The organism is Haloarcula sp. Atlit-47R (assembly GCF_003665985.1).
Classification (GTDB): domain Archaea; phylum Halobacteriota; class Halobacteria; order Halobacteriales; family Haloarculaceae; genus Haloarcula; species Haloarcula taiwanensis.
In genome coordinates, this window is record NZ_QPLQ01000004.1 from 333,183 (window position 1) to 359,207 (window position 26,025).

General features: G+C 63.0%; 27 protein-coding genes. 13 read left to right on the forward strand and 14 right to left on the reverse strand.

Going from position 1 to position 26,025, the window contains the following annotated elements:
* Positions 1 to 39: 39 nt before the first annotated feature.
* Together DVK00_RS16365 and DVK00_RS16370 are read right to left on the reverse strand one after the other, a co-directional pair.
* A complete protein-coding gene (locus tag DVK00_RS16365) occupies positions 40 to 2,169 on the reverse strand; it encodes a glycoside hydrolase family 3 protein (protein ID WP_101351446.1) in 2,130 nt (709 codons plus the stop codon).
* A gap of 41 nt (positions 2,170 to 2,210) precedes the next feature.
* Positions 2,211 to 3,914, reverse strand: a complete 1,704-nt coding sequence (locus tag DVK00_RS16370; protein WP_121537412.1) for a histidine kinase N-terminal 7TM domain-containing protein — start codon at positions 3,912 to 3,914, stop codon at positions 2,211 to 2,213.
* A gap of 80 nt (positions 3,915 to 3,994) precedes the next feature.
* Here DVK00_RS16370 and DVK00_RS16375 point away from each other — a divergent pair, with 80 nt between their 5' ends.
* Complete coding sequence (locus DVK00_RS16375) at positions 3,995 to 4,264, forward strand: DUF5827 family protein (protein ID WP_008308902.1); 270 nt, start codon at positions 3,995 to 3,997, stop codon at positions 4,262 to 4,264.
* Complete coding sequence (locus DVK00_RS16380) at positions 4,261 to 5,085, forward strand: ATPase (protein WP_101350218.1); 825 nt, start codon at positions 4,261 to 4,263, stop codon at positions 5,083 to 5,085. The genes DVK00_RS16375 and DVK00_RS16380 overlap by 4 nt, the downstream gene beginning before the upstream one ends.
* 23 nt (positions 5,086 to 5,108) lie before the next feature.
* On the opposite strand, the gene DVK00_RS16385 is transcribed toward DVK00_RS16380, so the two are convergent.
* Positions 5,109 to 5,684, reverse strand: coding sequence for an MBL fold metallo-hydrolase (locus tag DVK00_RS16385; RefSeq protein ID WP_101350219.1), 576 nt, complete (start codon positions 5,682 to 5,684; stop codon positions 5,109 to 5,111).
* Positions 5,685 to 5,806: 122 nt separating this feature from the next.
* Between DVK00_RS16385 and DVK00_RS16390 the strand changes: the two genes are divergently transcribed.
* From DVK00_RS16390 to DVK00_RS16405, 5 genes are all read left to right on the forward strand, one after another.
* Positions 5,807 to 6,391 carry a response regulator transcription factor gene (locus DVK00_RS16390; protein ID WP_101350220.1) on the forward strand — a complete coding sequence of 195 codons (585 nt, stop codon included), beginning with the start codon at positions 5,807 to 5,809 and terminating at the stop codon, positions 6,389 to 6,391.
* 10 nt (positions 6,392 to 6,401) lie between these two features.
* Positions 6,402 to 7,061 (forward strand): ATPase domain-containing protein, encoded by a 660-nt coding sequence (locus DVK00_RS16395; RefSeq protein WP_121512308.1) that lies wholly within the window; start codon positions 6,402 to 6,404, stop codon positions 7,059 to 7,061.
* Between the two features lie 82 nt (positions 7,062 to 7,143).
* The gene (gene thyX, locus DVK00_RS16400; protein WP_121578034.1) at positions 7,144 to 7,887 is read left to right on the forward strand and encodes an FAD-dependent thymidylate synthase; all 744 of its coding nucleotides are present in this window, start codon (positions 7,144 to 7,146) and stop codon (positions 7,885 to 7,887) included.
* A gap of 198 nt (positions 7,888 to 8,085) precedes the next feature.
* A complete protein-coding gene (locus DVK00_RS21415) occupies positions 8,086 to 8,259 on the forward strand; it encodes a hypothetical protein (protein WP_154021034.1) in 174 nt (57 codons plus the stop codon).
* Between the two features lie 52 nt (positions 8,260 to 8,311).
* Positions 8,312 to 8,716, forward strand: coding sequence for a translation initiation factor IF-2 subunit beta (locus DVK00_RS16405; protein ID WP_101350222.1), 405 nt, complete (start codon positions 8,312 to 8,314; stop codon positions 8,714 to 8,716).
* Here DVK00_RS16405 and DVK00_RS16410 read toward each other — a convergent pair whose 3' ends face one another.
* From DVK00_RS16410 to DVK00_RS16435, 6 genes are all read right to left on the reverse strand, one after another.
* Positions 8,717 to 8,896: a hypothetical protein gene (locus DVK00_RS16410; protein WP_004515550.1), complete on the reverse strand. Its 180-nt coding sequence runs from the start codon at positions 8,894 to 8,896 to the stop codon at positions 8,717 to 8,719.
* Between the two features lie 73 nt (positions 8,897 to 8,969).
* Positions 8,970 to 9,938, reverse strand: a complete 969-nt coding sequence (locus tag DVK00_RS16415; protein WP_101350223.1) for a transcription initiation factor IIB family protein — start codon at positions 9,936 to 9,938, stop codon at positions 8,970 to 8,972.
* 477 nt (positions 9,939 to 10,415) lie between these two features.
* On the reverse strand, positions 10,416 to 10,718 hold the full coding sequence (locus DVK00_RS16420) for a hypothetical protein (protein ID WP_121578035.1): 303 nt from the start codon (positions 10,716 to 10,718) through the stop codon (positions 10,416 to 10,418).
* A 55-nt stretch (positions 10,719 to 10,773) separates the two neighbouring features.
* Entirely contained in the window at positions 10,774 to 11,049 is a 276-nt protein-coding gene (locus DVK00_RS16425; RefSeq protein ID WP_014040537.1) for a winged helix-turn-helix domain-containing protein, read from the reverse strand.
* Positions 11,050 to 11,249: 200 nt separating this feature from the next.
* A complete protein-coding gene (locus DVK00_RS16430) occupies positions 11,250 to 11,771 on the reverse strand; it encodes a fasciclin domain-containing protein (protein WP_101350225.1) in 522 nt (173 codons plus the stop codon).
* Positions 11,772 to 11,847: 76 nt separating this feature from the next.
* Complete coding sequence (locus DVK00_RS16435) at positions 11,848 to 12,132, reverse strand: DUF357 domain-containing protein (protein WP_101350226.1); 285 nt, start codon at positions 12,130 to 12,132, stop codon at positions 11,848 to 11,850.
* 101 nt (positions 12,133 to 12,233) lie between these two features.
* On the opposite strand from DVK00_RS16435, the gene DVK00_RS16440 reads away from it, so the two are divergent.
* Positions 12,234 to 13,283 carry an NAD(P)/FAD-dependent oxidoreductase gene (locus DVK00_RS16440; RefSeq protein WP_101350227.1) on the forward strand — a complete coding sequence of 350 codons (1,050 nt, stop codon included), beginning with the start codon at positions 12,234 to 12,236 and terminating at the stop codon, positions 13,281 to 13,283.
* Positions 13,284 to 13,348: 65 nt separating this feature from the next.
* Positions 13,349 to 13,636: a hypothetical protein gene (locus tag DVK00_RS16445; protein WP_101350228.1), complete on the forward strand. Its 288-nt coding sequence runs from the start codon at positions 13,349 to 13,351 to the stop codon at positions 13,634 to 13,636.
* 18 nt (positions 13,637 to 13,654) lie between these two features.
* Here the strand turns inward: DVK00_RS16445 and DVK00_RS16450 are convergent, their stop codons facing one another.
* Together DVK00_RS16450 and DVK00_RS16455 are read right to left on the reverse strand one after the other, a co-directional pair.
* Positions 13,655 to 14,314 (reverse strand): 2,5-diamino-6-(ribosylamino)-4(3H)-pyrimidinone 5'-phosphate reductase, encoded by a 660-nt coding sequence (locus DVK00_RS16450; RefSeq protein ID WP_101350229.1) that lies wholly within the window; start codon positions 14,312 to 14,314, stop codon positions 13,655 to 13,657.
* A 38-nt stretch (positions 14,315 to 14,352) separates the two neighbouring features.
* Positions 14,353 to 14,817: a hypothetical protein gene (locus DVK00_RS16455; protein WP_121578036.1), complete on the reverse strand. Its 465-nt coding sequence runs from the start codon at positions 14,815 to 14,817 to the stop codon at positions 14,353 to 14,355.
* 243 nt (positions 14,818 to 15,060) lie between these two features.
* On the opposite strand from DVK00_RS16455, the gene DVK00_RS16460 reads away from it, so the two are divergent.
* From DVK00_RS16460 to DVK00_RS16470, 3 genes are all read left to right on the forward strand, one after another.
* Positions 15,061 to 16,341 (forward strand): Single-stranded DNA binding protein, encoded by a 1,281-nt coding sequence (locus tag DVK00_RS16460; protein WP_121578037.1) that lies wholly within the window; start codon positions 15,061 to 15,063, stop codon positions 16,339 to 16,341.
* Positions 16,338 to 18,113: a hypothetical protein gene (locus tag DVK00_RS16465; protein WP_121578038.1), complete on the forward strand. Its 1,776-nt coding sequence runs from the start codon at positions 16,338 to 16,340 to the stop codon at positions 18,111 to 18,113. The genes DVK00_RS16460 and DVK00_RS16465 overlap by 4 nt, the downstream gene beginning before the upstream one ends.
* Positions 18,114 to 18,198: 85 nt before the next feature.
* Entirely contained in the window at positions 18,199 to 18,948 is a 750-nt protein-coding gene (locus tag DVK00_RS16470; RefSeq protein ID WP_121578039.1) for a metallophosphoesterase, read from the forward strand.
* Between the two features lie 105 nt (positions 18,949 to 19,053).
* On the opposite strand, the gene DVK00_RS16475 is transcribed toward DVK00_RS16470, so the two are convergent.
* The 3 genes from DVK00_RS16475 to DVK00_RS16490 all read right to left on the reverse strand — a co-directional run bounded on the left by DVK00_RS16475 (position 19,054) and on the right by DVK00_RS16490 (position 23,008).
* Complete coding sequence (locus DVK00_RS16475) at positions 19,054 to 20,268, reverse strand: ABC transporter substrate-binding protein (protein WP_121578040.1); 1,215 nt, start codon at positions 20,266 to 20,268, stop codon at positions 19,054 to 19,056.
* A 317-nt stretch (positions 20,269 to 20,585) separates the two neighbouring features.
* Positions 20,586 to 21,701, reverse strand: a complete 1,116-nt coding sequence (locus DVK00_RS16485; RefSeq protein ID WP_121578041.1) for an iron ABC transporter permease — start codon at positions 21,699 to 21,701, stop codon at positions 20,586 to 20,588.
* A gap of 458 nt (positions 21,702 to 22,159) precedes the next feature.
* Positions 22,160 to 23,008 (reverse strand): class 1 fructose-bisphosphatase, encoded by an 849-nt coding sequence (locus DVK00_RS16490; RefSeq protein WP_121578042.1) that lies wholly within the window; start codon positions 23,006 to 23,008, stop codon positions 22,160 to 22,162.
* A gap of 177 nt (positions 23,009 to 23,185) precedes the next feature.
* Between DVK00_RS16490 and DVK00_RS16495 the strand changes: the two genes are divergently transcribed.
* On the forward strand, positions 23,186 to 26,020 hold the full coding sequence (locus DVK00_RS16495; protein WP_121578043.1) for a DEAD/DEAH box helicase: 2,835 nt from the start codon (positions 23,186 to 23,188) through the stop codon (positions 26,018 to 26,020).
* The last annotated feature ends 5 nt before the right edge of the window (positions 26,021 to 26,025 follow it).

Below are 26,025 nucleotides of genomic sequence, written 5' to 3' on the forward strand. Positions count from 1 at the left end.
GAAAACGCCGCGTTTCAGCCGAGGTAACGACCGGACACGCTACCGGTCGACCGCCACAGTCGTCCGAACGTCCCGCGACGACCGCCCGATTTCAACGGTGTACGTTCCGCTGTCGACCGTCCACCCGGAGTCGGGGACGTACCGCGAGAACGCGAGGTCATCCAGCGTCAGTGTCACCGTCTGTCGTTCACCGGCGTCCAACTGCACAGCTTCGAATCCGGCGAGTTCACGCACGGGGCGGTCAGCGTCCTCGACGGACGGCGGTCGGACGTAGGCCTGAACGACCTCCCGGCCCTGCCTGTCGGCGACGTTCTCGACTGTGACTGCGACGGTCTGCTCGTCTGTGATTTCGGCATCGCCGTATGCGAATGTCGCATACGAGTGGCCGTGCCCGAAGGGGTAGGTCAGGTTCGCGTCTTCGTCGTCGAAGTGTCGGTAGCCGATAAAGACGCCCTCATCGTAGTGGACTTGATCGTCAACGCCGGGGTAGCGGCGCTCGGGCCCTGCAGTCGGGTACTGGCTTTCCGGGGCGAACGTCACCGGGAGCCGGCCGCTGGGGTCGCAGTCGCCGTAGAGGACTGCCGCCGCCGCGTCGCCGTCCGCCTGTCCGGGGTACCACTGTTCGATGACCGCGGCCACGTCCTCCCGCCACGGGAGTTCCACTGGGCCGCCAGACCTGACGACGACGACGGTGTTCTCGTTGGCGGCGGCGACAGCCGAGACGAGTGCGTCCTGTCGGCCCGGCAGTTCGAGCGACTCGCGGTCCCGGGCCTCCGTCGTTGCATCACGGACGAACACGACGGCGACATCGGCTGCCGCGGCTGCATCGACAGCGTCGTCAAGCGACGGCTCCCGTCGGGTGTCGTCCTCAGCCGTACCATCAGCATCGTCGTCACCGACGAACGGTAGAAGGTCGAACAGCGAGACGGACTCGATCTGTCGGATGCCAAACGCGGTCGTGACAGCGCCCTCGGCGCGAGATTCGATTCCTTCGACTGGTGTGACCGAGTGGACCGGCGACGTCTCGGAGGAGCCACCACCGCCAAGTTTCGGCTCATCGACATTCGGCCCGATAACAGCCACGTCCGCCCCATCGGCCAGCGGCAGGACGCCGTCGTTGTCGAGCAGGACCGTCCCGCGGGCCGCCACGTCCGCCGCAATGTCACGGTGGCGCTGACTGTCGATTTCACCCACCTCATCGTCGTTTTCACCGTCGTCGGCAGCAGTCCGGCCGCCGTCCAGTCGCCCGAACCGGTCCATCTGCCCGAGCACCCGCCGCGCCATGTCCACCAGTCGGTCGGCTGGAACCTCGCCGCTGTCGATGGCCGCTGCCAGCGGGTCACCGAACAGGCCCGCGCGTGTCGCGTCCGGGATGCCGTCGGGCCACTCGTAGCTCCCGGTTCCGTCGTCGGGGACTTCCGCCACGCCGGGCATCTCCACGTCAAGACCTGCGTTGGCCGCGCCGACGGTGCTCTCCAGCCCGTACCAGTCCGAGACCACGTAGCCGTCGAACCCCCACGCACCTTTGAGCACGTCACCGACGAGGCGCTCGTGGTCGCTCATGTGCGTGCCGTTCACTCGGTTGTACGCCGTCATCACCGAGCCGACGCCGGCGTCAACGGCCGAACGGAACGGCGGGAGGTACAGCTCCCGGAGCGTCCGCTCGTCCACTTCCGCGCTGACGGTCGTTCGGTGGGTCTCCTGGTTGTTAGCGACGAAGTGTTTCACCGTGGCGACGACGTCAGCGGACTGAATGCCGTCGATAAGGCCGGCTCCGACAGCGCCGGCGTGGACGGGGTCTTCGGAGAGATATTCGAAATTGCGGCCACACTGCGGGACCCGGATGACGTTCACACCGGGCGCGAGCAGCGCGTCCTGTCCGAGTGCCGTCGCTTCGCGTCCCATCGCCGCGCCCTGTCGCCGGGCCAGATCGGTGTCAAACGTCGCTGCCGTCGCAATCGACGCGGGAAAGGCGGTCGCGCGATGGCCCTCTGCACGGATGCCGAGCGGCCCGTCGACGAGACGAAACGGCGGAATCCCGGCCTCTTCGACGCCCGGGAGGTACCCCGTCGCTGTGCCCTCTGGGTCGGTTGCGCCGCGAACGAGCGCGAGTTTCTGTGCGCGAGACAGCCGGGCGAGCAGCGCTTCGATGTGGTCCTCATCAGCCATACCGAAGTTCACGACCGGGCGGGCCTTAGGCTGTCGACTGGCTATGACACCGACTCGGACCGTTGCGTTGATTCCGCTCCGAGTCCCGAGACGACGAGTTTCGCGCCGCCTGACCGGCTTTCCGTCATCTCGACATCCCACCCGTGGGACTCGACGACGTGCTGGACGATTGCCAGTCCGAGGCCGGTCCCCGACTCGGAACTGCTGACGCCGTGTGTGAATATCTCCGCTCGTTTCTCGGGTGGGACGCCGGGCCCGTTGTCGCCGATTGCGAACCCTTCGGGGGTGGCGTCGACGCGTATCGTCACTGCCCTGTCCGCGGCGTCGTCCGACCGCCCGCCTGCGGCTCCGTGCTCCACACTGTTCCGAACCACGTTCTCGAACAGTTGCAGGAGCTGGTCACGGTCGCCGATAATCTCTCTGTCGCCGTCGATCTGCAGCGTCGCCTCGCCGGTGTCGACGTGACCCCAGGCCGCCTTCGCCAGCGCCGAAAGCCGTAGCTCGACCCGGTCGGTCGTCTGCTCGTCGCGGGCGAAGGCGAGCACCTCGTCGATGAGGCTACTCATCCGTTCGTGGGCTTTCTCCACACGGTCGAACTCCTCGGGGTCGTTGCGTTCCCGGGCCAGCGCCAATCGGCCCGAAGCCACGTTCAGCGGGTTCCGCAGGTCGTGTGAGAGGACGGCGGCGAACTGGTCGAGCTGCTGGTTCCGGCGTTCCAGTTCTCGCTCCCGCTGCTTTTGTTCGGTGATTTCGTGGACGAGAAAGACACGCCCGACCAGCGCGTCGCGGGCGTCGTGCAGCGGTGTGAGCCGGATGTCGAAAAATCGGTCGCGTTGCTCGACGACGGCTGCTGTTTCTTCGGCGTCGTCGTTCAGACTGCGGTACTTTTCGAGAAGCTCAGGCGACGTTTCGAGCGCAGCCGCGACGGGCTGGCCGACGAGAGCTTCGTCTCCGAGGAGGCGGCGGCCAGCGTCGTTGGCTTCGAGTATCCTGTCGTTCGTGTCGACGACGAACACAGCGCTGTTGAGCGACTCGACGACCTCACGGTGGGCGACCGGCGAGATGTCCAGCAGTCGCCCCCTGAAGAACGCCCACGAGAGCGTGATTCCGGTTCCTGCCAGCAACAACGGTGTGAGTTCGATGCTGGTGTCGCCGAAGATGCTGAGAACGCTCCCGAACCACGGGAGGCCGATAGCCAGCAGAACGGCGTACACCTGCTTTCGGTACAGTTCACCAGAGCCGAGCCCGTAGTGGATGATGAGCGCACTCGACGCGGCGATGAGTGCGTAGGAGTACACGAGATGTCCCCAGAAAACAGGCCCGGCTGTGATCGTCCAGCCGTACATGCCGGTGTCCGTCGGGCCGGATACAGTGTATACCAGCCCGTCAGAGCCGGCGAGCAGCGCAGTAAAGAACACGACTGGCTCGATGCTCAGGAGCGCGTAAGTCCACCGATTGAGATACCGGTCGCGGTTGGTGTATGCCAGAGAGAACACGAACAGTCCGGCTATCGCGGGCATTACGCCGACGTACAGGCCATATGCGAAGAGAAGAGCCACGTCGGTCCCGCGCGTCAAGACACCGGCCGCGACACAGAGGTCCCAGACCGAGAGCCCGGCAAGCAGGACCGCGAGTGCGGTCCCGCCGGTGTAGTCGCGCCGCCCCCACGCGTACGCCGACAGCGTCCCGAGAACAACGGCCACGACGAGCAAAAGAAAGGCGTACGCAACAAGCAGCGTTGCCATTACTGAACACTCCTGCCCAGCGAGTAAATGAGTTCCGCCGGTTCGAGGGATTTACCCACTCGCTCGGCATACCGGCAGGTATGCCTGTCGACAAGCAGGAGTTCGACGAGATACTGTCGTTCGAGCTCCACGAACCTGCGGACATTCTCGACGCCGACAAACTGTACACTATCCCGGAAATCGCCCGCCTCCTGCAGGGGCTCCCGGCGGACGCCGAACTCAGCGAGGCCAACGAGTCGGTGTTCATCGACTGGGCCATCCCGTGGATGATATTCAATCAGGACGACCTCGTCATCGCCGACCCGCAGGACGATGATGTCGTCGGACTGTACGGTCTTGCCGAGTCATGAAGCTCCTCGTCGCCGGCAATGACCGCGTCGACGCGGGCAAGACCACGTTCAGCGTCGGCCTGCTCAAACGGACCAGCGCCCAGGGATTCAAGCCCAGAGCGGGCAACAACTACTGGTTCGACCACGACGACTATCAGCGGGCAACAAGCGAGGGGCGGCTGTACGGCAAGGACGCCAAGCGCCTCGCGGCCGCGTCCCCGGGCGACGTGGTCCCCGAGGAAATCAACCCGATTCACCGGCTGTGGCATCCCTCGCCGGGCGCGGAGACGGGCCTGCTCGGCAAGGAGAACCAGCAGTTCGTCGTCGACCGGGTCGGCCGCCCGAGTGCCGAAACCGGCGTCGAGTACGTCGTCAACGGGACCGTCGACGTGCCCGACTCCGTCGCCGAGCGTCTCCCGCTCGCCGACGCGCCGCGGGTCACCTCGGTCGCCGACTTCAACGACCTGATGCGCGTGATGCACGTCGAGGCCCTGGAGTCACTCGCCGCTGACATCGAGTCGGCCGACCGGGCGGTCGTCGAGTCCTACGGCGACGTGGCCCGGCCGCTGTCGGGTATCGAACCCGACGCCGTGGCCGTCGTCGAACCGGGCCGAGCGCGTATCTACGACGGCGACCGGTACGCCAAGGCCTGTCAGATTGCCACGGGCGGCCCCGGCGACGGCCAGCTGGAGGAACGGGTGCCCAACGTCGTCGACCTCATCGAGCAGGTCGCGGCAGTACGGCTCCCCGCGCTCGACAGCGAACAGCGCAGTGACCCGGCGGCTGTCGCCGATGCCTACGACCACGCCTACGACGCGTTGCTGGCCTGTGCGTTCGACTGAAAACTGTGCGCTCGGCCGCGCTCTCAGAACTTTGCGGCTTGCAGCGCCAGTTCGATGTCCTGATACGGCGCATCGGTAACGCTCGGTCCGTGACCGGTGTGCATCTCCTGTAGGTCCTCGTCGACAACCGACAGCATTCGGTCGATGCTCTCGACGAGCAGGTCACGATTCCCTTCGTCGAGGTCGGTCCGGCCGAAGCTCCCGTTGGCGAACACGAGGTCGCCGGCGAACAGGACGCCGGCGTCCGCAGAGTAGAAGCAGAGATGGTCGTTCTTGTGGCCGGGCGTGTGCAGCGCCCGGTAGCCGTGGTCGCCCAGCTGTATCGTCTCGTCGTCGGCGATAGCGTTCTCGATGCCGTCCTGCTCCGTGTCGTAGCCGTACACCGGCACGTCGAAAGCGTCGACGACGCTGTCGAGGTTCTCGACGTGGTCGTAGTGGGTGTGAGTGACGGCGATAGCGTCGATATCGTCGACGTGCTCTTTGACAGCCGACACCACGTCGAACTCGTTGCCGACGTCGACCAGCACAGTTCGGTCCCCGGTGACGAGAAACACGTTGCTCGTGAAGGCTTGCTGCCCGCGGGCGAGATTTCGAATCATTACCCGCCTATTTGCCGTCATGCCGGATGTGGGTGTCGTTCTGTCACCGGTCGAGACGCGCTGCACGCCCGCACCCACAGGGCTATGTACGTGGATATGCAAACGGGGGATAGTAGAACATCATGTCAGATTCGGACCTACCTGTAGTGCTTATCGTCGAAGACGAACCAGACGTTGCCGAGACGTACAAACTGTGGCTCCAACAGGAGTACGAGGTCCGCATGGCACAGAACGGCGACGAGGGCCTGGAGCAACTAGACGCGGATGTCGACGTCGTCTTGCTCGACCGGATGATGCCCGGACTCTCCGGGGACGAAGTGCTGGAACGCATTCGAGAGCGTAATCTGGGCTGTCGGGTGGCGATGGTCACCGCCGTCGAGCCGGACTTCGACATTCTGGAGATGGGCTTTGACGCATATCTCTCGAAGCCGATCCGGAGCGAACAGCTCCACGAAACGGTCGACAATCTGCTGGACCGCTCCGAATACGACTCCCTGCTGCAGGAGTACTACGCACTCGTCGAGAAGCAGGCAACGCTCGAAGCGACGAAATCGAGCGCAGAGCTGGCGGAGAGCGACCAGTACGACGAACTGACCCAGAGAGTCGCGGAGATGCGAGACGATCTCTCGGACACACTCGGTGGCATCGAAGACGACTCCGATTTCATCGCGACGCTTCGCGGACTGAGCAACGATGAAGACAACTGAGCGACAAACAATGTATGATCTCACCTCAGTACTAGAGTTCGATGCGCTCAGTGAGGTCCGGCCAGGGTCCAGCATCCTGATCTCCGGCCCGGCAATGAGCGGGAAGGACCGGCTCGCATACGATATTCTCGCCGACGGTCTACGCGAGGGGGACGGCGCGGTGGTCGTGACGACCGGTGACGGCGCAGGCAGCGTCGTCGAGGAGTTCCGGTCGCTCGTTCCCGACCTCGACGACTCCCAGCTCGGTGTCATCGACTGTCGCGGCGAGGGTGGCACGGACGAGGAGGTAATCGGCAACGCCCACGCGCACCACGTCTCTTCGCCCGGGGACCTTACCGGCATCGGTATCGGCATCACGAAGGCGCTGGAGGGGCTGCACAACGCCGGTAACGAGCAGGGCCGGCTGGCCCTCGTCTCGCTGTCGACGATGCTGACCTACACGGACAAGAAGACCGTCTTCAAGTTCTGTCACGTGCTGTCCTCGCGGCTGGATTCCGCGGGCTACATCGGCGTGTTCACCATCGACTCGGGCGCCCACGACGACCAGACCCTGCAGGTAATCAAGCAGGCGTTCGACGGGATGATCGACGTGCGCGACGCGGAGGGCGGCGGCCGAGAGGCCCGCGTGCTTGGCCTCGCCGGCGAGCCGACAGACTGGCAGGATATCTGAGTTCGGAGCCATCCGCGGGAGGTCCGAACGCCCTGCCGGCCCGGGAAGGAAGTATTTTGCCGCTCCGGGACACCCACCCGATATGGACGTAAAGCTGCTCGAAGCGACGGACGACCCCGAGGATCTCATCTGCAAGGCAGCACGCAACGACTACAGCGACACCTCCGTCGGCAGCCAGTCGTTCGAAGCGACGATGGCCGAGGTCGACGGCGACACACTTGACGACAAAAAGGAGACGCTCATCGGGCATCTGCTCGACCACGGCCACTTCGGCCCCTTCGAACACGCGCAGGCCACCTTCGCCGTCGAAGGCGTCTCCCGCTCCTGTATGGCACAGATCACCCGCCACCGCCACGTCTCCTTCGACGTGCAGTCGATGCGGTACGTCTCCTTCGACGACGTGGACCCAGAAGCCGTCCGCGAGGGCGAACTGGTCGTGACACCGCCGTCCGCGACAGACCCGGACTGGATCGGCCGGAATCAGCAGAAATCGAGCGTCTCCGACGAGGAGTTCGAGAAGCGCACGGAGGTATTCAAAGACACCATCGAGCAGGCGGTCGAGTCGTATCAGGAACTGCTCGAACTCGGAATGCCGCCGGAGGACGCCCGGTTCGTGCTGCCGATTGGCACCAGGGTGAACATTGTGATGTCGATGAACGCCCGGATGCTGATGCACGTCGCGGATATGCGAGCGGCGGCAGACGCACAGTGGGAAATCCGGGAGATGACCGAGGAGATGCTCGACCTGGCGGCCGACTGGTGTCCCAAGACCTTCGAGTACTACGAACGGGAGATGAAGGGACGCAAGAACCGGCTCGCGCCCTGACGTATCTGGGACCCCTCACGGCGATTCAGCGCGGCTGTCTCCGGCCGTTGGCATCGACGATTGTTGAATCGGCCTTGATACTCACAACGGTAATGGCAAGACGTAAGTCGTTTTCTTGCGTATACGGTCGGATTTCAGAGTATCAAAAGACAAAACGAGTACGACACATTCATTACCGCACATCCTAGATGAACAATTGTGTCTTACGAGGTTGAACGTCCCACCCGTCGGTCGGGAACTGCGTCTGATGTGATGTGTGCTGTCGACGATGTCGACGGCCAGCAGCGGTTCGTCATCGCCGATATTGCCCACGATGACACCTGGATTTCGATGGTAGCGGACGAGACCTGTACACTTACAGCCTGGCGATAGCGGACGACCACTGGCTGAAAAGTTTTTGGTGGCTGCTCTGTGACGTTGGAGTATGGAATACGACGATATGCTCGACCGGGCGATGGAGGAAACGCCGGATATCGACGGCACAGGTGAACGGTTCGAGGTCCCGGACCCGGATGTCCGACAGGAGGGGAACGTCACCGTCTACGAGAACTTCCAGTCGACGTGTTCCCGACTCGGACGCGAGGACGACCACGTGATGAAGTTCCTGCAGAACGACCTCGGGACGAGTGGCCACATCGACGAGAGCGGGCGGGCGCGGTTGACCGGCGAGTTCGACGCCGACCGTATCGAGGCGTCCATCGACGAGTACGTCGAGGAGTTCGTGCTCTGCTCGGAGTGTGGACTGCCGGACACGCAACTGGAACGGGAACAGGGCGCGCTGTTGCTCCGCTGTGAGGCATGCGGCGCACGCTCGGCAACAAGCGAGTAGTTACTGCAGTCCTTTCAGCGTCTGCAAGTCGTTTTCCGTGCGGGTAAAAACAGCGAGCCGATGGCTCGCATGACAGTTCGGGCAGTGGAACGTCGTGTCGTGGCGCGGCAAATCTGTCGGCGTCGACTCCCAGTCTTTCTTACACTCGGGACAGAGCAATCGCACGTACGCTTCTTCCATGTATGTTACTCACACACATACCCGATGATTAAAAGCCTTGGCGTCTCCCCATAGGTCTGCCTTCACCCGGGCGTCAGGCCGGGAGATCTTCGGCTTCGAGGAGTTCCTTGTACCGGTTTCGGATTGTCACTTCGGAGATGTCAGCGACGTCGCTGACCTGACTCTGCGTGACTTTCTCGTTTGTCAGCAACGCGGCGGCGTAGACGGCTGCAGCGGCGATGCCGACCGGCGACTTGCCGGAGAGCATCCCGGACTGACGAGCGCCTTCGACGAGGTCGCGGGCCTGTCGCTGAGTCTCCTCGCTGAGGTCAAGGTCGGAGATGAACCGCGGGAGGTAGTGTTCCGGGTCTGCCGGCTGGACTTCGAGGCTGAGTTCCCGGACGATATAGCGGTAAGTCCGTGTGAGCTCCATCTTTTCGACGCGGGAGACGCGGGCCATCTCGTCGAGCGACCGGGGGTTTCCAGCCATGCGGGCAGCCGCGTACAGGGCGGACGTGGCGACGCCCTCGATGGAACGGCCCGGGAGCAGATCGTCACCGAGTGCGCGGCGATAGATGACGCTGGCCGTCTCACGGACGTTCTGGGGCAGGCCCAGCGCAGAGGCCATGCGGTCGATTTCGCCAAGCGCCTGCTTGAGGTTACGCTCCTTGGAGTCGCGGGTCCGGAACCGCTCGTTCCAGGTCCGGAGCCGCTGCATCTTCTGGCGCTGCTCGCTGGAGAGGGAGCGCCCGTAGGCGTCCTTGTTCTGCCAGCCGATGTTCGTCGAGAGGCCCTTGTCGTGCATCATGTTTGTCGTCGGCGCGCCGACGCGGGACTTGCGGTCCTTCTCGGCGGAATTGAATGCACGCCATTCCGGGCCGCGGTCAATCTCGTCCTCTTCGATGACCAGTCCACAGTCTTCACAGACTGTTTCGCCATGCTCGGCGTCGGTAACGACGTTGCCACTACATTCGGGACAGGTCTCTACAGCCTCCTGTTCCGTCGGTTCGGTTATTTTCTCGTCTCGCTCTCGTGTGTTTGTCCGCGTTGTTGATTCACTCATGATTGGGAGTCCTGTTCTGCCGGGTGCAGAAATTTTAATATTGGTTGGGGAACTGTCTTACCCTATAGTTAGTTCGTAAAGTATATAAACCTTTCGCCGCTTTTTCCCTCGAACCGCAATACAACGGCATGATAGGTTTCACCATGGCTCGCTGTAAGGGTATATAATTTTGGCGGTCGTCTCCGACTCCCGTGTGTAGCGCACAAATCGGGGGGCCGCAACATCGTGTGACTCTGTCGGTGTACTGCAGAACAACCGCCGCCTTGCTGCTACAGTCACCCCGATTCAGTCGGAGACAGCGAATGGGCCCCGAAATTATCGGGCCAGTGGGAGTCACAGTGTGGTTCCGCACATCGTGGAGGGGTGATGAGGTGTAAAGAACGATGTTACCAGTCACCACATTTTAGTTGCATATACATTCCAGATACGTACAGCAATGACGGTGACATCCTGTTTGGGAAGTATCGCTGCGACCGCTCAATCGAGTGAGATCCACGCCAGAAACAGCAGCCCACCCAGTTCCAGTATCGCGACAAACGTCATCGCGCGGCCGGCGACAGGGGCGGCGTTTCGTAACAACACGGCGACCTCTGGGTCAAGCACGTAGTAGTAGACGGACAGGCAGTTCTCGGCGAGTAACAGGAACCCGAAAACCGTCAGTCCGAGTGCGTGTTTCGAGCCCACCGACAGGTAGTTGCGGGCCCAGACAGATAGCAACGCAAGCAGCACCACGACGTTGAGCGCAGACGCGACACTTGCCGCGGTCACCCAGACTGCCATCTGTCCCCTCCTATGCCGGCTCGTGGTAAAACTCCATGCTCGATTTCAGCCATTGTCACTCTATCTCCGCAATGATTTCTTCGATGGTGTCCCAGTACTGTTCAGTCCTGTCCGTCAGCGTGTAGACGGACCCGTAGTCGCCGCCGGTGTTGTCGACAACGCCATTGTCCAACAACACGTCGAGGTGATGCCGGACAGTTTTGTAGTCGAGGTCGAGGTCCTCCGCGAGTTGGTTGGCATTCCGAGGCCGTCGCTTGAGGGCCTTGAGGATACGGGCTCTGTTTGGCCCCCCACGGGTCCCTGAAAGAACATACCAGAGGACACCCTCCATCAGCGGACTCAACTCTCCGGGCACACGTATATCCTCTGGCCAACTCCATGATAGCTGCCTACGACCGAAACCAGGGCGGCTATGCATCAGCGGACGCAGCGGGACCCGGGTCGACCCGGCTGGACAAAAAGGAGGTGATCGTCGGAGGAGGGCCGTTCTGGTTTGCTGTCATACCCACGCAAACTGTGGTGTGCGCCGGGCTATGGAAGCAAGACACCAGTGCCATCGACGTTGTCGCCGTTGATGGCGTGAATGTACCCGTTTGAGGCTTCGATGTTCGTGTCGACGATGGTGGCCTGGCCGCCGTTGAGGACGGTCCCGTCCACATCTATTTTCGCTCCGTTGAGTGTCGGCACCTGATCGGAGGTAGTGACCGACTCGGCGTCGCGACGACCCGGTGCCACGTGGTACGTGAGGATTTCGGCGAGGTCGTCTCGTTCCAAGAGTTCGTCCTTGCTAATACCTAAGACGTGCAGCAAGTTTTCGAACGCCGTATTAGTGGGCGCAAACACGGTCAGTTGTCTGTTTCCGTCGAGTGTCGCCACAAGGCCTGCTTCGCCCAGTGCCTCAACCAAGATCGTGAATCGGTCGTCATTCGAGGCAATGTCGGCAATTGTCTCGCCGTCTCTCGGCGGCGCGGCGCTCGCGGCACCGACGCACCCGACTGCGACTGCTGTTCCGGCACCGATACTCCGCAGGACACTGCGCCTAGTCTGTTTCATGATGTGACCCGGGAGATTCGGAGGACTGTTGACACTTAACCGATTGCCGAACTGAGACCCAAATTAGACCATAGTTTCAGACCGTAAACAGATGTCCTTCGGTCGGGACATCAAAGAGCCCGATACGTGCGCCCGCGTCCAGCCACGCGTGCCCGTACGAAAACGACGCCAGCGCGTTCACGAGGTCGTCGTCGTCTCTAAAGTGACGCCCATCTTCAAGATACGACGACGCCATCTCCTCGCACTCCAGAGCGGCGTCGTGCATCGGCGTTCCATCTGGAGGAGCGACTGATGCCGCGTCAAGTGCTTCGGCAAGCAGTCCCTCGTACCGGTCGGTTTTCTCTTCGAGGTCGGCGGCCATACCCCCAGCGAGCGGCGGCAGCGGCCTAAGCGTGTCGTCACGGTTCGAGTTCGGCGCACGACAACACAAGCTAAATACGGCCTGGTAGTCTAACTTGGCTAATGACAGAATCGGTCGAACACCGACGACTCATCGTCGCTGGAACGGGCGCAGCGGGACTGACAGCGGCTATCTACGCCGCCAGAAGCAACAATGACCCACTCGTTCTGGAAGGCGACGAACCCGGTGGGCAGCTCACGCTGACCAGCGAAGTCGAGAACTTCCCCGGCTTCCCGGAGGGCCTCTCCGGTCCGGACCTCATCAATAACATGAAAGAACAGGCCCAGCGCTTCGGCGCTGAACTCGAACACGGTATCGTCGCCGACATCGACGACAGCGAACGGCCGTTCCGCGTGGAACTGTCGAACGGCGATGTCTACACCTGCGACGCGTTCATCGCCGCTTCCGGGGCCAGCGCCCGCACGCTGGGCGTCCCCGGCGAGGACGAGCTGATGGGCTATGGCGTCTCGACGTGTGCGACCTGTGACGGCGCGTTCTTCCGCGGCGAGGACATGCTCGTCGTCGGCGGCGGCGACGCAGCCATGGAGGAGGCCCACTTCCTTACGAAGTTCGCCGACACCGTCTACATCGCGCACCGCCGCGAGGAGTTCCGCGCCGAGGACTACTGGATCGACCGCGTTCAGCAGAAGGTCGACGAGGGCGAAATCGAGATCATGCGGAACACCGAACTGCTGGAGATGCACGGCTCCCCCGAGGACGGGGTCGACCACGTCACCCTCGCACAGAACGACGAGGGCCATCCCAGCGAGAAGCTCGACGACGACGGGACCGAGAGCTTCGACTTCGACGTGGGTGCGGTCTTCATCGCTATCGGCCATACGCCGAACACCGACTATCTCGAAGACACCGGCGTCGAACTGGACGACACTGGCTACATCCAGACCCACGGCGGCACCGGCGGCGACCAGACCGCGACCGACGTGGACGGTATCTTCGGTGCCGGCGACGTGGTCGACTACCACTACCAGCAGGCCGTCACCGCCGCCGGGATGGGCTGTAAGGCCGCCATCGACGCCGACGAGTACCTCGAATCCCGGGCCGAGGCCGCCGCCGAGGCGGAGTCCGAGGCTGCGGCAGAAGCCGACGACTAGCGGTTCTGTTTCGCTGTCGTCGCTACATCCACAGACCCTTTAGGATAGCCCCCTGAGTCGGTGGCATGGCAACCGACACTGTCACGCTGACTATCGACGACGGCGAGGAGACCGACGAACTCACAGTCCCGAGCGAACTCGTGGACATCCTCCGGGAATCGCCCGAGGAGACGGACCCGCAGGTCGTCGGCGACATCGCGATGTTCGGCATGACCCAGCGGATTCACAGCGCCGTCCACCACGCTCAGGGCGAGCCGGACGAGCAGATCGTCGCGCTCGAAGCGGAGACCAGCGAGCTGTTCGAGGAGCGGTTCGGACAGTCCTTCGCCGAGCTGACCGGCCACGACCACTGATTTCCGACGGCCGAGTTCCTAAAACGTCCAGTGCAACACCACGCCGTCGTCAACCCGGTCGACGTCGGCCAGTTCCGGCTCCGGGAAGTCCTCGATGAAGCCGTCGCCGTCGGCCAGCGTCGGCGCGTCCCGGCCGCCGATGACCTTCGGACCGATGTAGACGAACAGGTCGTCGACCAGCGCCTCCTCTAGCAGGCCGAAGATGAGTTCGCCGCCACCTTCGACCATGAGCTGGTCGATGCCGTCGCCTTCCAGCTTCGCGAGCGTCGTCGTGAGGTCGACCCGGTCCTGGCCGGCAGCGATGACGTACGCCCCGGCGTCTTCCATCTCCTCAACGAAGTCCGGCGGCGCGGCTTCGCTGACGAGGAGGTAGGTCTGGGCGCGGTCGTCCAGTACCGTGGCGTCCGGTGGCGTTCGGATGCGGGAGTCAGCGACGACGCGTGCGGGGTTTTCCGGCTCGCCGCGGTCAGTCCGGGCGGCGCGGCGGTCGGGGTCATCGATAGTCAGTGAGGGGTCGTCGGCGAGAATCGTGCCGACACCGACCATCACGGCGTCGCTGTCGGCTCGGAGCTGGTCGACCCGGTCGAAATCCTCCGGTCCGGAGATAGCGATTTGTTCGCGGCGGCGGGAAGAGAGCTTCCCGTCGACACTCATCGCGGCGTTGACGACGACGTGCATACTCGTTCGTGCCGGTGACACGTCAAACGGCTTTTGGGTTACGCTCGGGTGGAGGTCGTCTCGGGGCGCTTCGAGAGCTTCCGGACATCGAGTTTCTTCACGGTGCCGTCGGCGGTTTTCAGCTTCAGCACCGTCTTTTTCAGTACGAGTTCTTCGACGTCGAGCGTCGTCTCCGTGCTCCAGCCCCGTAGCCTGACCATCCCTTCCTCGTCGATTTCGAGGAACGTGCGGGGCTTGCGCTGGGAGCCCATCGTCCACTCCTCGTCACCGACGGAGAGTTCCTGCCCGCCGCTTTTCGCCCAGCGGAACACGCAGGCGAACTGCTCGCGGGGCTCGTCACCGCGATCGTGGTCGACGCGGGTCCACTGCTCGAAGTCGACGCCGAAATGTGCGGCCCACAGTTCCAGATACTCGAAATCGAACTTCTTCGTGCCGCCGTTGTTCCGACCGCTCCGCCAGATGACGTGGGCCTCGGATGGTTTCGACCCGAACAGACTTCCCATAGTCAGGCCCCCCGATGTCCGCGCCCAGTATCAGCTCCGATATTTTCCTGCCCGGTTAGCTTGACAGATTCGGTAACGGGACCTTCGGCCGTCTGAAACACACTAACTCGGTCAGAGAGCATACACTGAGAGATTGCAGTATCACAAATAAGAATTTTGGGCGATTTCAAACAGGTGTCGACGGCCATGCCCGCAAAGGCTGGCCGAAAACGCTTTTGAGTGCTCCCGTCGAACCGTCAGTCGATGTCTCTCGAAGACCATGCCGAGGAGCTCGCCTCCGACCTCGGTGTTGACAAAGAGGAGGTCACACGCGACCTGGAGAACCTCGTGAACTACTCCGTCCCGATGGACGAGGCCAAGCAGAGCCTCAGACGGAAGTACGGTGACGGCAGCTCGGGCGGCGACAACACGCCGTCGAGCAAGGCCATCAACGAGGTTTCGACCGACGACTCGAACGTGACAGTCACCGCCGTGGTGCTCACGTCGGGTCGCCGGTCCATCCAGTACAACGGGGAACAGCACGTCATCCGCGAGGGCGAACTCGCCGACGAGACGGGGAAGATATCCTACACCGCCTGGGACGGCTTCTCGGGCGACCTCCAGCCCGGCCAGACCGTCCGGCTCGGCAACGCCGGCGTCCGGGAGTGGGACGGCCAGCCCGAGCTGAACCTCGGCGACAGCACCGACCCCGAGGTCGTCGACGAGACGCTGGACATCGACTACGAGGTCGGCGGCCGCGCCGCCCTACAGGACCTCGCGCCGGGCGACCGCGGCATCACTGTGGAGGTGCAGGTGCTGGAGTGCGAGCAGAAGGTCATCGACGGCCGCGACGGCGAGACGACGATTCTCAGCGGCGTCCTCGGCGACGAGAGCGGCCGGCTCCCCTTTACTGACTGGGAACCCCACGCGGAGATCGAGGAAGGGGCGTCCGTACGCCTCGAAGAGACGTTCGTCCGCGAGTTCCGCGGCGCGCCGTCGGTGAACGTCTCGGAGTTCTCGACCGTGACCGCGCTGGACCGCACGGTCGAGGTAGCCGAAGACGCCCCGCGGCTGTCCATCCGCGAGGCCGTCGAGAGCGGCGGCCTGTTCGACGTGGAACTGGCCGGCAACGTCATCGAGGTGCGGGACGGCTCAGGCCTCATCGAGCGTTGTCCGGAGTGTGGCCGTGTCATCCAGAACGGGCAGTGTCGCTCCCACGGCGCGGTTGAGGGCGAGGACGACCTGCGGACGAAGGCGATTCTCGACGACGGGACCGCCACCGTCACCGCAGTGCTGGACGACGAACTGACCGCCAGGGTGTACGGGGGCGACCTCGACGACGCCCGCGAGCACGCCCGGGACGCGATGGATAAAGAGGTCGTCGCCGACCGCATCGCCGACCGCATCGTCGGCCACGAGTTCGTCGTCCGCGGGTCGCTGTCGGTCGACGAGTACGGCGCGAACCTCACCGCATCGACGTTCGCCGAGGCCGACGACGACCCGGCGACGCGTGCGCGGACCCTGCTACAGGAGGCAGACACATGAGCGAATCCGGAGACAGCGGCCCCGGCCGCCGGGAGGTCGCCCATCGACTGTTCGCCGCGGAGTTCGATGACGCCGACTTCTCGTATTCGGAGTCCGACGAGGAGCGCGCGCCGAACTACGTCGTCACGCCGACCGGCGCGCGGGTCAACCGCCTGTTCCTCGTCGGCGTCCTCACCGAGCTCGAACAGGTCAACGACGACGTGTTGCGCGCCCGTGTCGTGGACCCGACCGGCCCCTTCGTCGTCTACGCCGGCCAGTACCAGCCCGACGAACTGGCCTTCCTCGAAGCCGCCGACCCGCCGATGTTCGTCGCCGTCACGGGGAAGGCCCGGACCTTCCAGCCCGACGACAGCGACCGGGTGTTCACCTCGGTTCGGCCCGAGAGTATCAGCGAGGTCGACGGGGACACACGGGACCGCTGGGTCGTGCAGGCTGCCGAGCAGACCGTCTCGCGCATCGGCCAGCTGGCCAGCGCGAAGCAGGCCGGCCTGACCGGCGACGAACTCAGACTCGCGCTGCTGGACCAGGGCATCGACGAGAGCGCCGCGGCCGGCATCACGCTCGCGCTGGACCACTACGGCACAACCGGCGACTACCTCGACGCGCTCCGGACGACGGCGCTCGACGCCGCCCGCGTCGTCGCCGGTGACACGGACGAGGCGGAGGGGCTGTCGCTGTCACCGGGCGACGGGACTGACGACCCGATTCCGCTGCTTGCCTCCCTCGACCTCGGTACTTACCCTTCCACCCCGGAGACGACTGACGAAGACATCGCCGCGACGGCCGAATCGGGGTCGCCATCGGAGGCAGCGACTGACGACGGGGAAGCGACCGGGCCGAGCGCACAGACGGCCGAAGCGTCAGATATCGAATCATCGACGGCCGACGAGGCCGACGCGGCCGAGAGCGGTGCGCCCGCAGACGCCGCCGACGCCGAGCCGGCCCCAGAGTCGGCCGGGGCCCCGGCCGGCGACGAATCGCCCGAACCGGACGCCGACGCGGCTACGAGCGACGCACCCGCCGAAACACCCGAGACAGCGACCGACGCCGGACCCGACGAGACGACCGCCGGCGACTCCGCGGGTGAGGACGCGCCCACGACGCCCACACCGAGTGAGTCCGTGAACGGATCTCCGGCACCGAGCGAGCCGGCGACCGACGCCGATTCGACGGTGGAGGACGAGCCTGAATCGTCGTCGGAACCCGGGGCGGACGAGGACCTCGGCGACTTCGACACCGAGTTCGAACTGGACGAGGACGAGCGCGAGGAGATAGAACAGGAGTACGGCACGGACTTCCAGAGCGGGACCGAGGTCGACGAGCCCGGCGAGGCCGACATCGAGACGCCGGACCCCGAGGAACTGGCCGATGCGGCCGAAGAAGGGGCACCCGCAGACGCCGCCGACGCCGAACCGGCCCCCGAATCTCCGGGCGCACCCGCCGGCGATGAATCCCCCGAACCGGACGCCGACGCCGCCACCAGCGACGCTCCCGCCGAAACCCCCGAGACTGCGACCGACGCGGCGGCCGACGAGACCACTGCCGGCGACTCCGCAAGCGAGGACGCCACAGAGGACGTGGACCTCGAAGACGCCGCTATGGAAGTCATGGACGAACTCGACGACGGCAGCGGGGCCGACCGCGAGGAACTCCGCTCGACGGTCGCGGGCCGCTACGGCGCGGACGCTGACGCCGTCGAAGACGCCATCCAGGACGCGCTGATGGGCGGTCGCTGCTACGAGCCCGAGGACGGCAAGCTCAAGCCAATATAACCGAACGACGGCTCATAGCCGGTTCCGGGAGCGCTCTGGGATCGAGCCGCGGTGCTTTTTTCGCCCGACGGCTAACACAGGAGCGATGCGCGTCGAACCGCTTCCCGGCGTTCCAGCGGCCACAGTCGACACCGACGGAGAGCGACTACTGGCGGTAGCCGATTATCACGCCGGCATCGAAGCGGGGCTCAGATACGAGGGGGTCGAACTCCAGTCGGCCGCCGAGGCCCGTCGGGAGCGGTTGCTGGCGTGTCTTGACCGCGCCCGCGCCGACCGGCTGGTCGTCATCGGCGACCTGGGCCACGCCATCGGCGACCCGTTCGCAGACGAGCGGGCGGAACTCGCGGCGCTGTTCGACGCACTCGACGTGCCCGTGACGCTGGTGAAAGGGAACCACGACGGCAGTCTGGAGCCGGTCCTATCCGACCTTCCCGCCGATATCGAGGTGACGCCGGGACACGGGACCCGCATTGGTTCGGTCGGGTTCGCCCACGGCCACACCTGGCCCGCACCGGACGTGCTCGAAGCCGACGTTCTCTGTGTCGGCCACGAACACCCGGTCGTCCGACTGGAAGACAGCGTCGGCGGCGCACAGAAAGAGCGGGCCTGGCTCCGCGGCTCGCTGGCGACTGATCCCTTTGCCGAGCAGTTCGACCAGCCGGTCGACGACGCGCCGGATATCGTCGTCTTTCCTGCCTTCAACGACCGCTCCGGGGGGACGTGGGTCAACGTCGACGGCCAGGAGTTCCTCGCCCCGTTCCTGCCCGAGGGCATGACGGATGCCGAGGCGTTCCTGCTCGATGGCACGCGGTTAGGGGCCTACCAGCAGGTCTGAGCGGGACACAACCTTGGAGTGGTTTTCGATGTGTGGCTCAAATTCCCGGTAAATGTGTGATAGATAAAACAGCAGGCCGGAGGGTAGGAGTGGCAGCCGTCTCCTTTAGACGTCGCCGTTGATGATGTCCGCGACGTGCTGCCGGTCAAACATCTGTTCGCTCTCCGGAACGGACTCACCGGGTTCAGGGGGGGAACCGAAGATATCCGGATAAATCTGTTTTGCCGTAAGCTCGATCTGAAAGAGATTGAAAATCGGCCCCTGAGTCGTCGTCCCACCGAGATACACCCGGTCGTTCTGAGCAGCCGTGATGTTTTTCCCAATCGGGTGGCTGCTGAGCGCTAAGAACTTCTCAGAACGGCCACCGGGACTAACCCACTCGTGATTGTAGATGACCACGTCAGGATCAGTTTCGACCATCGCCTCCATGGAGAAACTTCCCGAACCGTCCGCGAGTTCCATATCTTCAAACGCCCCATTCGCACCCAGAGGTCGAGTATGCGCTTTCCCCCATCCCGGACCGTTCAGCTTGTGACGTCGGAAGGTGTCTTTTGTTGGACTGTAAGTTACAAGCGCAACTAGCGGCCGGTCTTTCTGTGGCGGTAGTTCCGCCTGTATCTCCGCCACCATTTTATTCCGAACGCGAGTTAGCGCCTGACTTCTCTGACGTACCTGATATACCTGTGCGAACTTGTCAAGGAGTTCCCAGAGTGAATAATATCTATATGGTTGGTCCCCTTGATATCCGTGAGCACGGCTGTACCAGTTGTTGAAGAACGGAGCGACGTTTCGCTCGACTTCGTCAATAGCAGCTTGCGACAAAGAGTTCGTTTGCGTTCGAAAGACTGGATCGATGTGATGGACATCGGCATCCAACTCGTATAACAGCTCCTTGGAGAACGACCCGCCCAGAAGTTGTGTAAGGTCGCCTGTCTCGAATTCGACACCCGGCAACTCGTCATAAAATCCAGTGTAGTACTCCTCGGGATATCCGAGGGTGATAATTCGGTCCTGCTGACCAAGAGCAACAAGATGGTCGGCAACATTGTTGGAGATCAGGACCGCTGTTTCAGGGACACTATCGAACTCCACTGTTCCGACTGGGGCCATCCTCACCGAGTACGAGTCGCCCGCCGTGGATGTCGTGGCTCCTGTTACGGTATTGGTCGGTGTTGACGCCTCTGTGGTCGGCGTGTCATCTACCCCTGCGTTCTGACTTGCAGCACAGCCTGCAAACAAACCGCTAGTGGCGATCACACCGCTATACGTCAGGTACTCCCGTCGAGTCGTTCTCTCGTGGCTGTTATCGTCGCACGGCATATATTTTAGGTTAGCCTAAAAAGACTTAGTCTCTTCTATTCTAGCTGTCTGGAAAGATTACAATCGAGACCAAGTAGATAGAACCCCTTCGCATGTCATTGCTTCCGTTGTCCCGACCAGCCCACAAATTCTATTTCTATTCAGATTCACTGGGAGGTCGCGAGGAGTGATATCTGGAGTGTGTTTGGATGGCGAGACAGTGGCACCAATCCGAACCACTTCTTCAAGTAGTTCTTCCGTCGGGATCTCCTCGGGCACGAACCGGTCCGTCTCTGAGTGCGACCATTCGGTCGGCGGAGCGTGCCGCCTGTATGATGTCAGAGTTCACCCAATTTCTCCTTCTTTCGCATCAGATAGAGGAAGTACGGTCCCCCGATAAGACCGGTTACAATTCCAACCGGAATCTGGACAGGACTTAGCGCTAAACGGGCACCGACATCGGCAGCTACCATCATTGCCGGTCCGGCGAAGACACAGCCGATAATGAGTTTCTTGTACTCACTTCCGACAATGTTGCGAACTACGTGTGGAACGATCAGTCCGACAAACCCGACTAACCCCGCTACAGTGATACTTGCAGCGGCCGAAAGCACCGCTATACCTGCCATCGCAAACCGAACTCTCTCAACGTTCATTCCAAGAGATCCTGCCGTATCCTCTCCGAGCAAGAGTACGTTGAGCTGGCGAGAACTGACCAGCGAGAGCAGGATACAGATTCCGGTAAACGGCAACGCCATCCGGACCTGTGCCCACCCTGCTCCAACCAGAGAGCCCTTGGTCCACTGCATCGCAGACTGAATTATTGTGATGTCTTCCGCGAAAAAGAACAGTCCAGATTGAACTGAGCCGAATATTGTCCCGACGATAGTCCCCGCCAGTATTAGACGCACCGGTGAAGTCCCATTTTTCCATGCAATCGCATAGACAAGCAAGAACGCACCGGCACCACCAACCGCGGCGAATATTGGTAGCAACATGAGCATTCCCGGGAAGACGACCAGTACAACGAGGATCATCAGTCCCGCACCCGAAGAAACGCCGAGGATGAATGGACTGGCCAGCTCGTTTCTCGTGATTGCCTGGAATATCGCTCCCGAAACGCTGAGGTTCATCCCGACAAGGATAGCAACGAACACGCGCGGCAGCCGACCGTTCCAGATAATTGACCCACTGCTGCTCAAACCATGCACAGGTTCCCCGAAAAAGAGTGATTTCATGACTTCAAAGTTGAACAGTATATCTGGGTCAAGTACAGTTTGCCAGGCCTGTGAAACCGTCATTTTGTACGCGCCGAAGGTGACCTGAGCAAGTCCACACGCCAGGATGATGAGAACACTTCCAAGACAAACCGTAGCTAACTGCCCGTCTACCCACCAGAGCCATCTCTCCCGGCGACTGGCTGGGCCCGACCCGGTTGAAGTCTCAGTAGCCATGACGACACCCCTTTCTCGGCCGCGAAACAACCTGAATGATAGTACAGCCCATATCTTTAGGGTTGCCTAAATAGTTCATATGCCTTGCGGATTTAGGCCAACCAAAAGGAACGGTAGTTCGTCATCGGCGCGCCAGAAGGCTTGAACATCAACAGCTCTGATCAGAGATGGCCAGTCTACAGTGAGACACACTTAGTCGTCGTTCGCTTACAGTGCGTGTGTCGAACCAGCCGTTTCGGCATTGCTACCCCTGACTGAGCGACGGATCTCTCCCGTGGCTCGCCGATAGGGAGTGGTGCCGCTCTGTTGCAGCACCGGACCCCGCGTACTTTCCCACGGTCACTCCGTCCAGAATGGACAGAAATCGAACGGTTCGTCGAGATACATACTCTGAATCTACGGAGAAATAGTTCGATGGTCGCCTATCTCCCGAGGCTGTGGGGGACATCTGGGCTCGGTTACGTCTCTGAAAGGTCCGCTTCGAGTTCGTCGACCAGTTCGGTGTTGCCGAGGAACGTCGGCGTCCGGTCGTGGATACCGTCCGGTTCGACGTCGAGTAGGGACTTCGAGCCGTCGCTTGAGGCCCCACCGGCAGCCTCGACGAGGTACGCGAGCGGCGCTGATTCGAAGTGGACCCGGAGCTTGCCGTTTGGATACCCCGACGTCACCGGATACCCGAACAGCCCGCCGTATTCGAGCACCTGCGCCAGGTCGGCGACGGTCGCGCCGCCGTAGCGGAGCTTCAGGTCCCGCTCGAAGGACTGTGCGATGTCGTTGAACGCGTCGCTTCGCTCGCCGGTCTTGCCCGCTAACCCGACTACCGTCGCCTCTGCTGGCAGTTCGAACTGGCCCCAGCGCTCGCTGTGCCCGTCCCGGAGGAGGTGCTCCTGAACGACATCGCGGTCGGACCGTGCGATTGTCAGCGTCGTGTATGGGCCGTATAGTACCATCAGCGACGCGACCATTTCCCGGCCCGCCGCGGGCAGTTCGGCGTCGTAGACACCGATAATCGTCCCCACGGAGTTGTTCGAGGCGAGGTTCGAGGAGCCATCGAGCGGGTCGATAGCGATACTGTAGCCCTCGCCGCAGTCGACTACGTCGCTGCGCTCCTCGCTCGCGTACGCGCCGATACCGTCGATGTGTGCGAGCGCGTCGAAAAACAGGTCGTCGGCCCACACGTCGCCCCCGACCTGTTGTTCCCCGCTCGGGTTCTCGCCGGCAGCTCTGTTGGCGTAGTTCGCCAGGTTCCCGCTGACGTAATGCGCCGTATCCTTCACCGCTCGTTCAATTTCATCGAGCGTGTTCACGGGCCATCACCGGTCGCAGTTGCACAGGCGTCAGTCATGGTTTCACATGTCTCTGTGCAACGACATAAGGTTGTACCCGCCATTCCCCTGCAACGCCCGCAGTCCTTCGGTTACCGACAGCGGACGAGACGATGTGACACAACGTGTTTAACCCGGTGTAGTCGCTAGAAAGGGGCGATGACTGACGGGGTCGCTCGCGGCGATGACGCCTTTACCGCACTCGGTCCGGCCGTCCGCAGTGCGCTCTCAGAGCGCGGCTTCACGACGCCGACCGACCCACAGCGAAAAGCAATTCCGACCCTGGCTGACGGGCGGGACGCGCTGGTGGTCGCACCGACCGGTACCGGGAAGACGGAGACGGCGATGTTGCCGGTCTTCGACGCATTAGCACAGTCCGAGGACCGTTTTGGCATCGGCGCGCTGTATATCACGCCGCTTCGGGCTCTTAACCGCGACATGCGCCAGCGTCTGGATTGGTGGGGCGAAACGCTCGGCCTCGAAGTGGATGTTCGCCACGGCGACACGACGGACTACCAGCGCCAGAAGCAGGCCGACGACCCGCCGGACGTGCTCGTAACTACGCCCGAGACGCTCCAGGCGATGCTTACCGGGTCGAAGCTCCGGACTGCGCTGGCAGATGTCGAACATATCGTCATCGACGAGGTTCACGAGCTCGCCGCGGCCAAGCGCGGCGCGCAGCTGACCATCGGACTCGAACGGCTCCGAGAGCTGTCCGGGCAGTTCCAGCGCATCGGACTCTCGGCGACTGTCGGCGACCCACACGAGGTCGGCCGGTTTCTCACCGGCGGCCGGACGTGTGCCATCGTGGAAGTGGACATCGGCAGTCGACTGGACATCAAGGTGGTCCGGCCCCAGATTACCGACCGTGACGAAGAACTGTCGAGCACGCTCGTCACCGACGCTGGAACGGCCAGTCACGTCCGCTACATCGCGGACCTCATCGATGACCACGAGTCCGTCTTGCTGTTTGTCAACACCCGACAGACAGCCGAGGCGCTGGGCTCGCGGTTCAAAGAGTTGGGAACCGATCTCGGCGTCCACCACGGCTCGCTGTCGAAGGAGGCCCGTATCGACGTGGAGGACCGGTTCAAGGCCGGCGACCTCGACGCCCTGCTGTGTACCTCCTCGATGGAACTGGGCATCGACGTGGGCCACGTCGATCACGTCGTCCAGTACGGCAGTCCCCGGCAGGTGTCCCGTCTCGTCCAGCGGGTCGGCCGGGCCGGCCACCGGCGTGACCTCGTCTCCTCGGGCACGGTTGTCACCACCGACACCGACGACACGCTGGAGGCGCTGGCGATTGCGAGACAGGCCGAAGCTGGCGACGTTGAACCGGCCGAAATACACGATGGCAGCCTCGATACCGTTGCTAACCAGGTCGCCGGGCTAGTGATGGACACCGGCGAAATCCGGGCGATGCGGGCCTACGAGATACTGACCCGCGCGTACCCGTTCCGTGATCTCGGCGAGGCCCAGTTCAAGCAGGTCGTCGAAGAACTCGCAGCGAACAACGTCATCTGGCTCGACGAGGACCGGGACACCTTAGAGAAACGCCGCGGGACCTGGCAGTACTTCTATCAGAACCTCTCGATGATCCCTGACGAGGCCACCTACGACGTGGAAGACGTAGCCTCGGGCCAGCAGGTCGGGACCCTCGATGAGAAGTTCGTCGTCAACTTCGCCACGCCCGGCGAGGTGTTCGTCCAGCGCGGGGAGATGTGGCGCATCACGAACATCGACGAGGAGGAGGAGATCGTGACCGTCTCGCCCATCGAGGACCCCGCCGGTGAGGTGCCATCGTGGGTCGGGCAGGAAATTCCGGTTCCGAGGGCCGTCGCCGTGGAGGTCGGCGAACTCCGCCGCGTGGCCGGCCGGCAACTCCAAGACGGCGCGGACACCGACGCCGTCGCCAGAGACGTAGCGACTCGCTACGCCGCCGGCCCGGAGACTGTCGCGGACGGCCTCTCGCAGGTCGAGAAACACGAGGGGCCGATTCCCGACGACACGACCATTCTGGTGGAGTTCCACGGCCGGGAAGTTATCATCAATGCCTGCTATGGGCACAAAATCAACGAGACGCTGGGACGGATCCTCTCGGCGCTGCTCGGCCAGCGAGCGGGCGAATCAGTCGCGATGGAGGTCGACCCCTACCGGATTACGCTGGAAGTCCCGCGACGAATCACCGCCGGCGACGTCATCGAAGTCATCGAGGACACCGACCCCGACCACCTCCCGGCGCTTATCGAACTCAGCCTGAAAAACGCCGACGCGCTGAAGTTCAAGCTTGCACAGGTAGCGACGAAGTTCGGCTCGCTCAAGCGCTGGCGCGGTCGCGGGTCGACGGACTTCGGCCGCGACCGTCTGCTCGCTGCGCTGGAGGACACGCCGATGTACGACGAAGCCCTGCGCGAAGTGCGCCACGAGGACCTCGCCATCGAGGCGACGGCCGACCTTCTCCGAGACATCCAGAGCGGCGACGTAGCGCTCGAAACAGTGGGTGAGCACACGCCCATCGGGACCGGCGGTAGCTCCTCCGGGCGGGAGTTGCTCTCCCCGGAGAACGCCGACGCGAGCGTCATCAACACCGTCAGGGAGCGCATCCAAAGCGACCGTGTCATCCTCATGTGTTTACACTGCAAAGAGTGGGACCGAAAACAGCAGGTCAAGCGCGTGCGCGACCAGCCGTCGTGTCCGCACTGTGGCTCGACCCGCATCGCCGCGCTGAATCCCTGGGCCGAGGAAGTCGTCTCGGCCGTCCGGACCGATGACAAGGACGAGGAGCAGGAGAAGATGACCGAACGAGCCTACCGCTCAGCCTCGCTGGTCCAGAGTCACGGGAAGCAAGCGGTGGTCGCGCTGGCGGCCCGCGGCGTCGGTCCGCACAACGCCGCCCGCATCATCAATCATCTGCGTGAGGACGAAGACGAGTTTTACCGGGACATCCTTCGTCAGGAGCGAGAGTACGCGCGGACCCAGTCGTTCTGGGGTTGAGGGCC

Bases quoted from the DNA above. Each gene is read 5' to 3' on its own strand.
- DVK00_RS16415 (WP_101350223.1), bottom strand. From the start codon at position 9,938: ATGAGTGAATCAACAACGCGGACAAACACACGAGAGCGAGACGAGAAA.
- thyX (WP_121578034.1), top strand. From the start codon at position 7,144: ATGGACGTAAAGCTGCTCGAAGCGACGGACGACCCCGAGGATCTCATC.
- DVK00_RS16385 (WP_101350219.1), bottom strand. From the start codon at position 5,684: ATGATTCGAAATCTCGCCCGCGGGCAGCAAGCCTTCACGAGCAACGTG.
- DVK00_RS16420 (WP_121578035.1), bottom strand. From the start codon at position 10,718: ATGGCAGTCTGGGTGACCGCGGCAAGTGTCGCGTCTGCGCTCAACGTC.
- DVK00_RS16445 (WP_101350228.1), top strand. From the start codon at position 13,349: ATGGCAACCGACACTGTCACGCTGACTATCGACGACGGCGAGGAGACC.
- DVK00_RS16390 (WP_101350220.1), top strand. From the start codon at position 5,807: ATGTCAGATTCGGACCTACCTGTAGTGCTTATCGTCGAAGACGAACCA.
- DVK00_RS16410 (WP_004515550.1), bottom strand. From the start codon at position 8,896: ATGGAAGAAGCGTACGTGCGATTGCTCTGTCCCGAGTGTAAGAAAGAC.
- DVK00_RS16435 (WP_101350226.1), bottom strand. From the start codon at position 12,132: ATGGCCGCCGACCTCGAAGAGAAAACCGACCGGTACGAGGGACTGCTT.
- DVK00_RS16395 (WP_121512308.1), top strand. From the start codon at position 6,402: ATGTATGATCTCACCTCAGTACTAGAGTTCGATGCGCTCAGTGAGGTC.
- DVK00_RS16375 (WP_008308902.1), top strand. From the start codon at position 3,995: ATGCCTGTCGACAAGCAGGAGTTCGACGAGATACTGTCGTTCGAGCTC.
- DVK00_RS16405 (WP_101350222.1), top strand. From the start codon at position 8,312: ATGGAATACGACGATATGCTCGACCGGGCGATGGAGGAAACGCCGGAT.
- DVK00_RS16470 (WP_121578039.1), top strand. From the start codon at position 18,199: ATGCGCGTCGAACCGCTTCCCGGCGTTCCAGCGGCCACAGTCGACACC.
- DVK00_RS16485 (WP_121578041.1), bottom strand. From the start codon at position 21,701: ATGGCTACTGAGACTTCAACCGGGTCGGGCCCAGCCAGTCGCCGGGAG.
- DVK00_RS16460 (WP_121578037.1), top strand. From the start codon at position 15,061: ATGTCTCTCGAAGACCATGCCGAGGAGCTCGCCTCCGACCTCGGTGTT.
- DVK00_RS16430 (WP_101350225.1), bottom strand. From the start codon at position 11,771: ATGAAACAGACTAGGCGCAGTGTCCTGCGGAGTATCGGTGCCGGAACA.
- DVK00_RS16495 (WP_121578043.1), top strand. From the start codon at position 23,186: ATGACTGACGGGGTCGCTCGCGGCGATGACGCCTTTACCGCACTCGGT.
- DVK00_RS16370 (WP_121537412.1), bottom strand. From the start codon at position 3,914: ATGGCAACGCTGCTTGTTGCGTACGCCTTTCTTTTGCTCGTCGTGGCC.
- DVK00_RS16440 (WP_101350227.1), top strand. From the start codon at position 12,234: ATGACAGAATCGGTCGAACACCGACGACTCATCGTCGCTGGAACGGGC.
- DVK00_RS16380 (WP_101350218.1), top strand. From the start codon at position 4,261: ATGAAGCTCCTCGTCGCCGGCAATGACCGCGTCGACGCGGGCAAGACC.
- DVK00_RS16465 (WP_121578038.1), top strand. From the start codon at position 16,338: ATGAGCGAATCCGGAGACAGCGGCCCCGGCCGCCGGGAGGTCGCCCAT.
- DVK00_RS16455 (WP_121578036.1), bottom strand. From the start codon at position 14,817: ATGGGAAGTCTGTTCGGGTCGAAACCATCCGAGGCCCACGTCATCTGG.
- DVK00_RS16425 (WP_014040537.1), bottom strand. From the start codon at position 11,049: ATGGAGGGTGTCCTCTGGTATGTTCTTTCAGGGACCCGTGGGGGGCCA.
- DVK00_RS16450 (WP_101350229.1), bottom strand. From the start codon at position 14,314: ATGCACGTCGTCGTCAACGCCGCGATGAGTGTCGACGGGAAGCTCTCT.
- DVK00_RS16365 (WP_101351446.1), bottom strand. From the start codon at position 2,169: ATGGCTGATGAGGACCACATCGAAGCGCTGCTCGCCCGGCTGTCTCGC.
- DVK00_RS16475 (WP_121578040.1), bottom strand. From the start codon at position 20,268: ATGCCGTGCGACGATAACAGCCACGAGAGAACGACTCGACGGGAGTAC.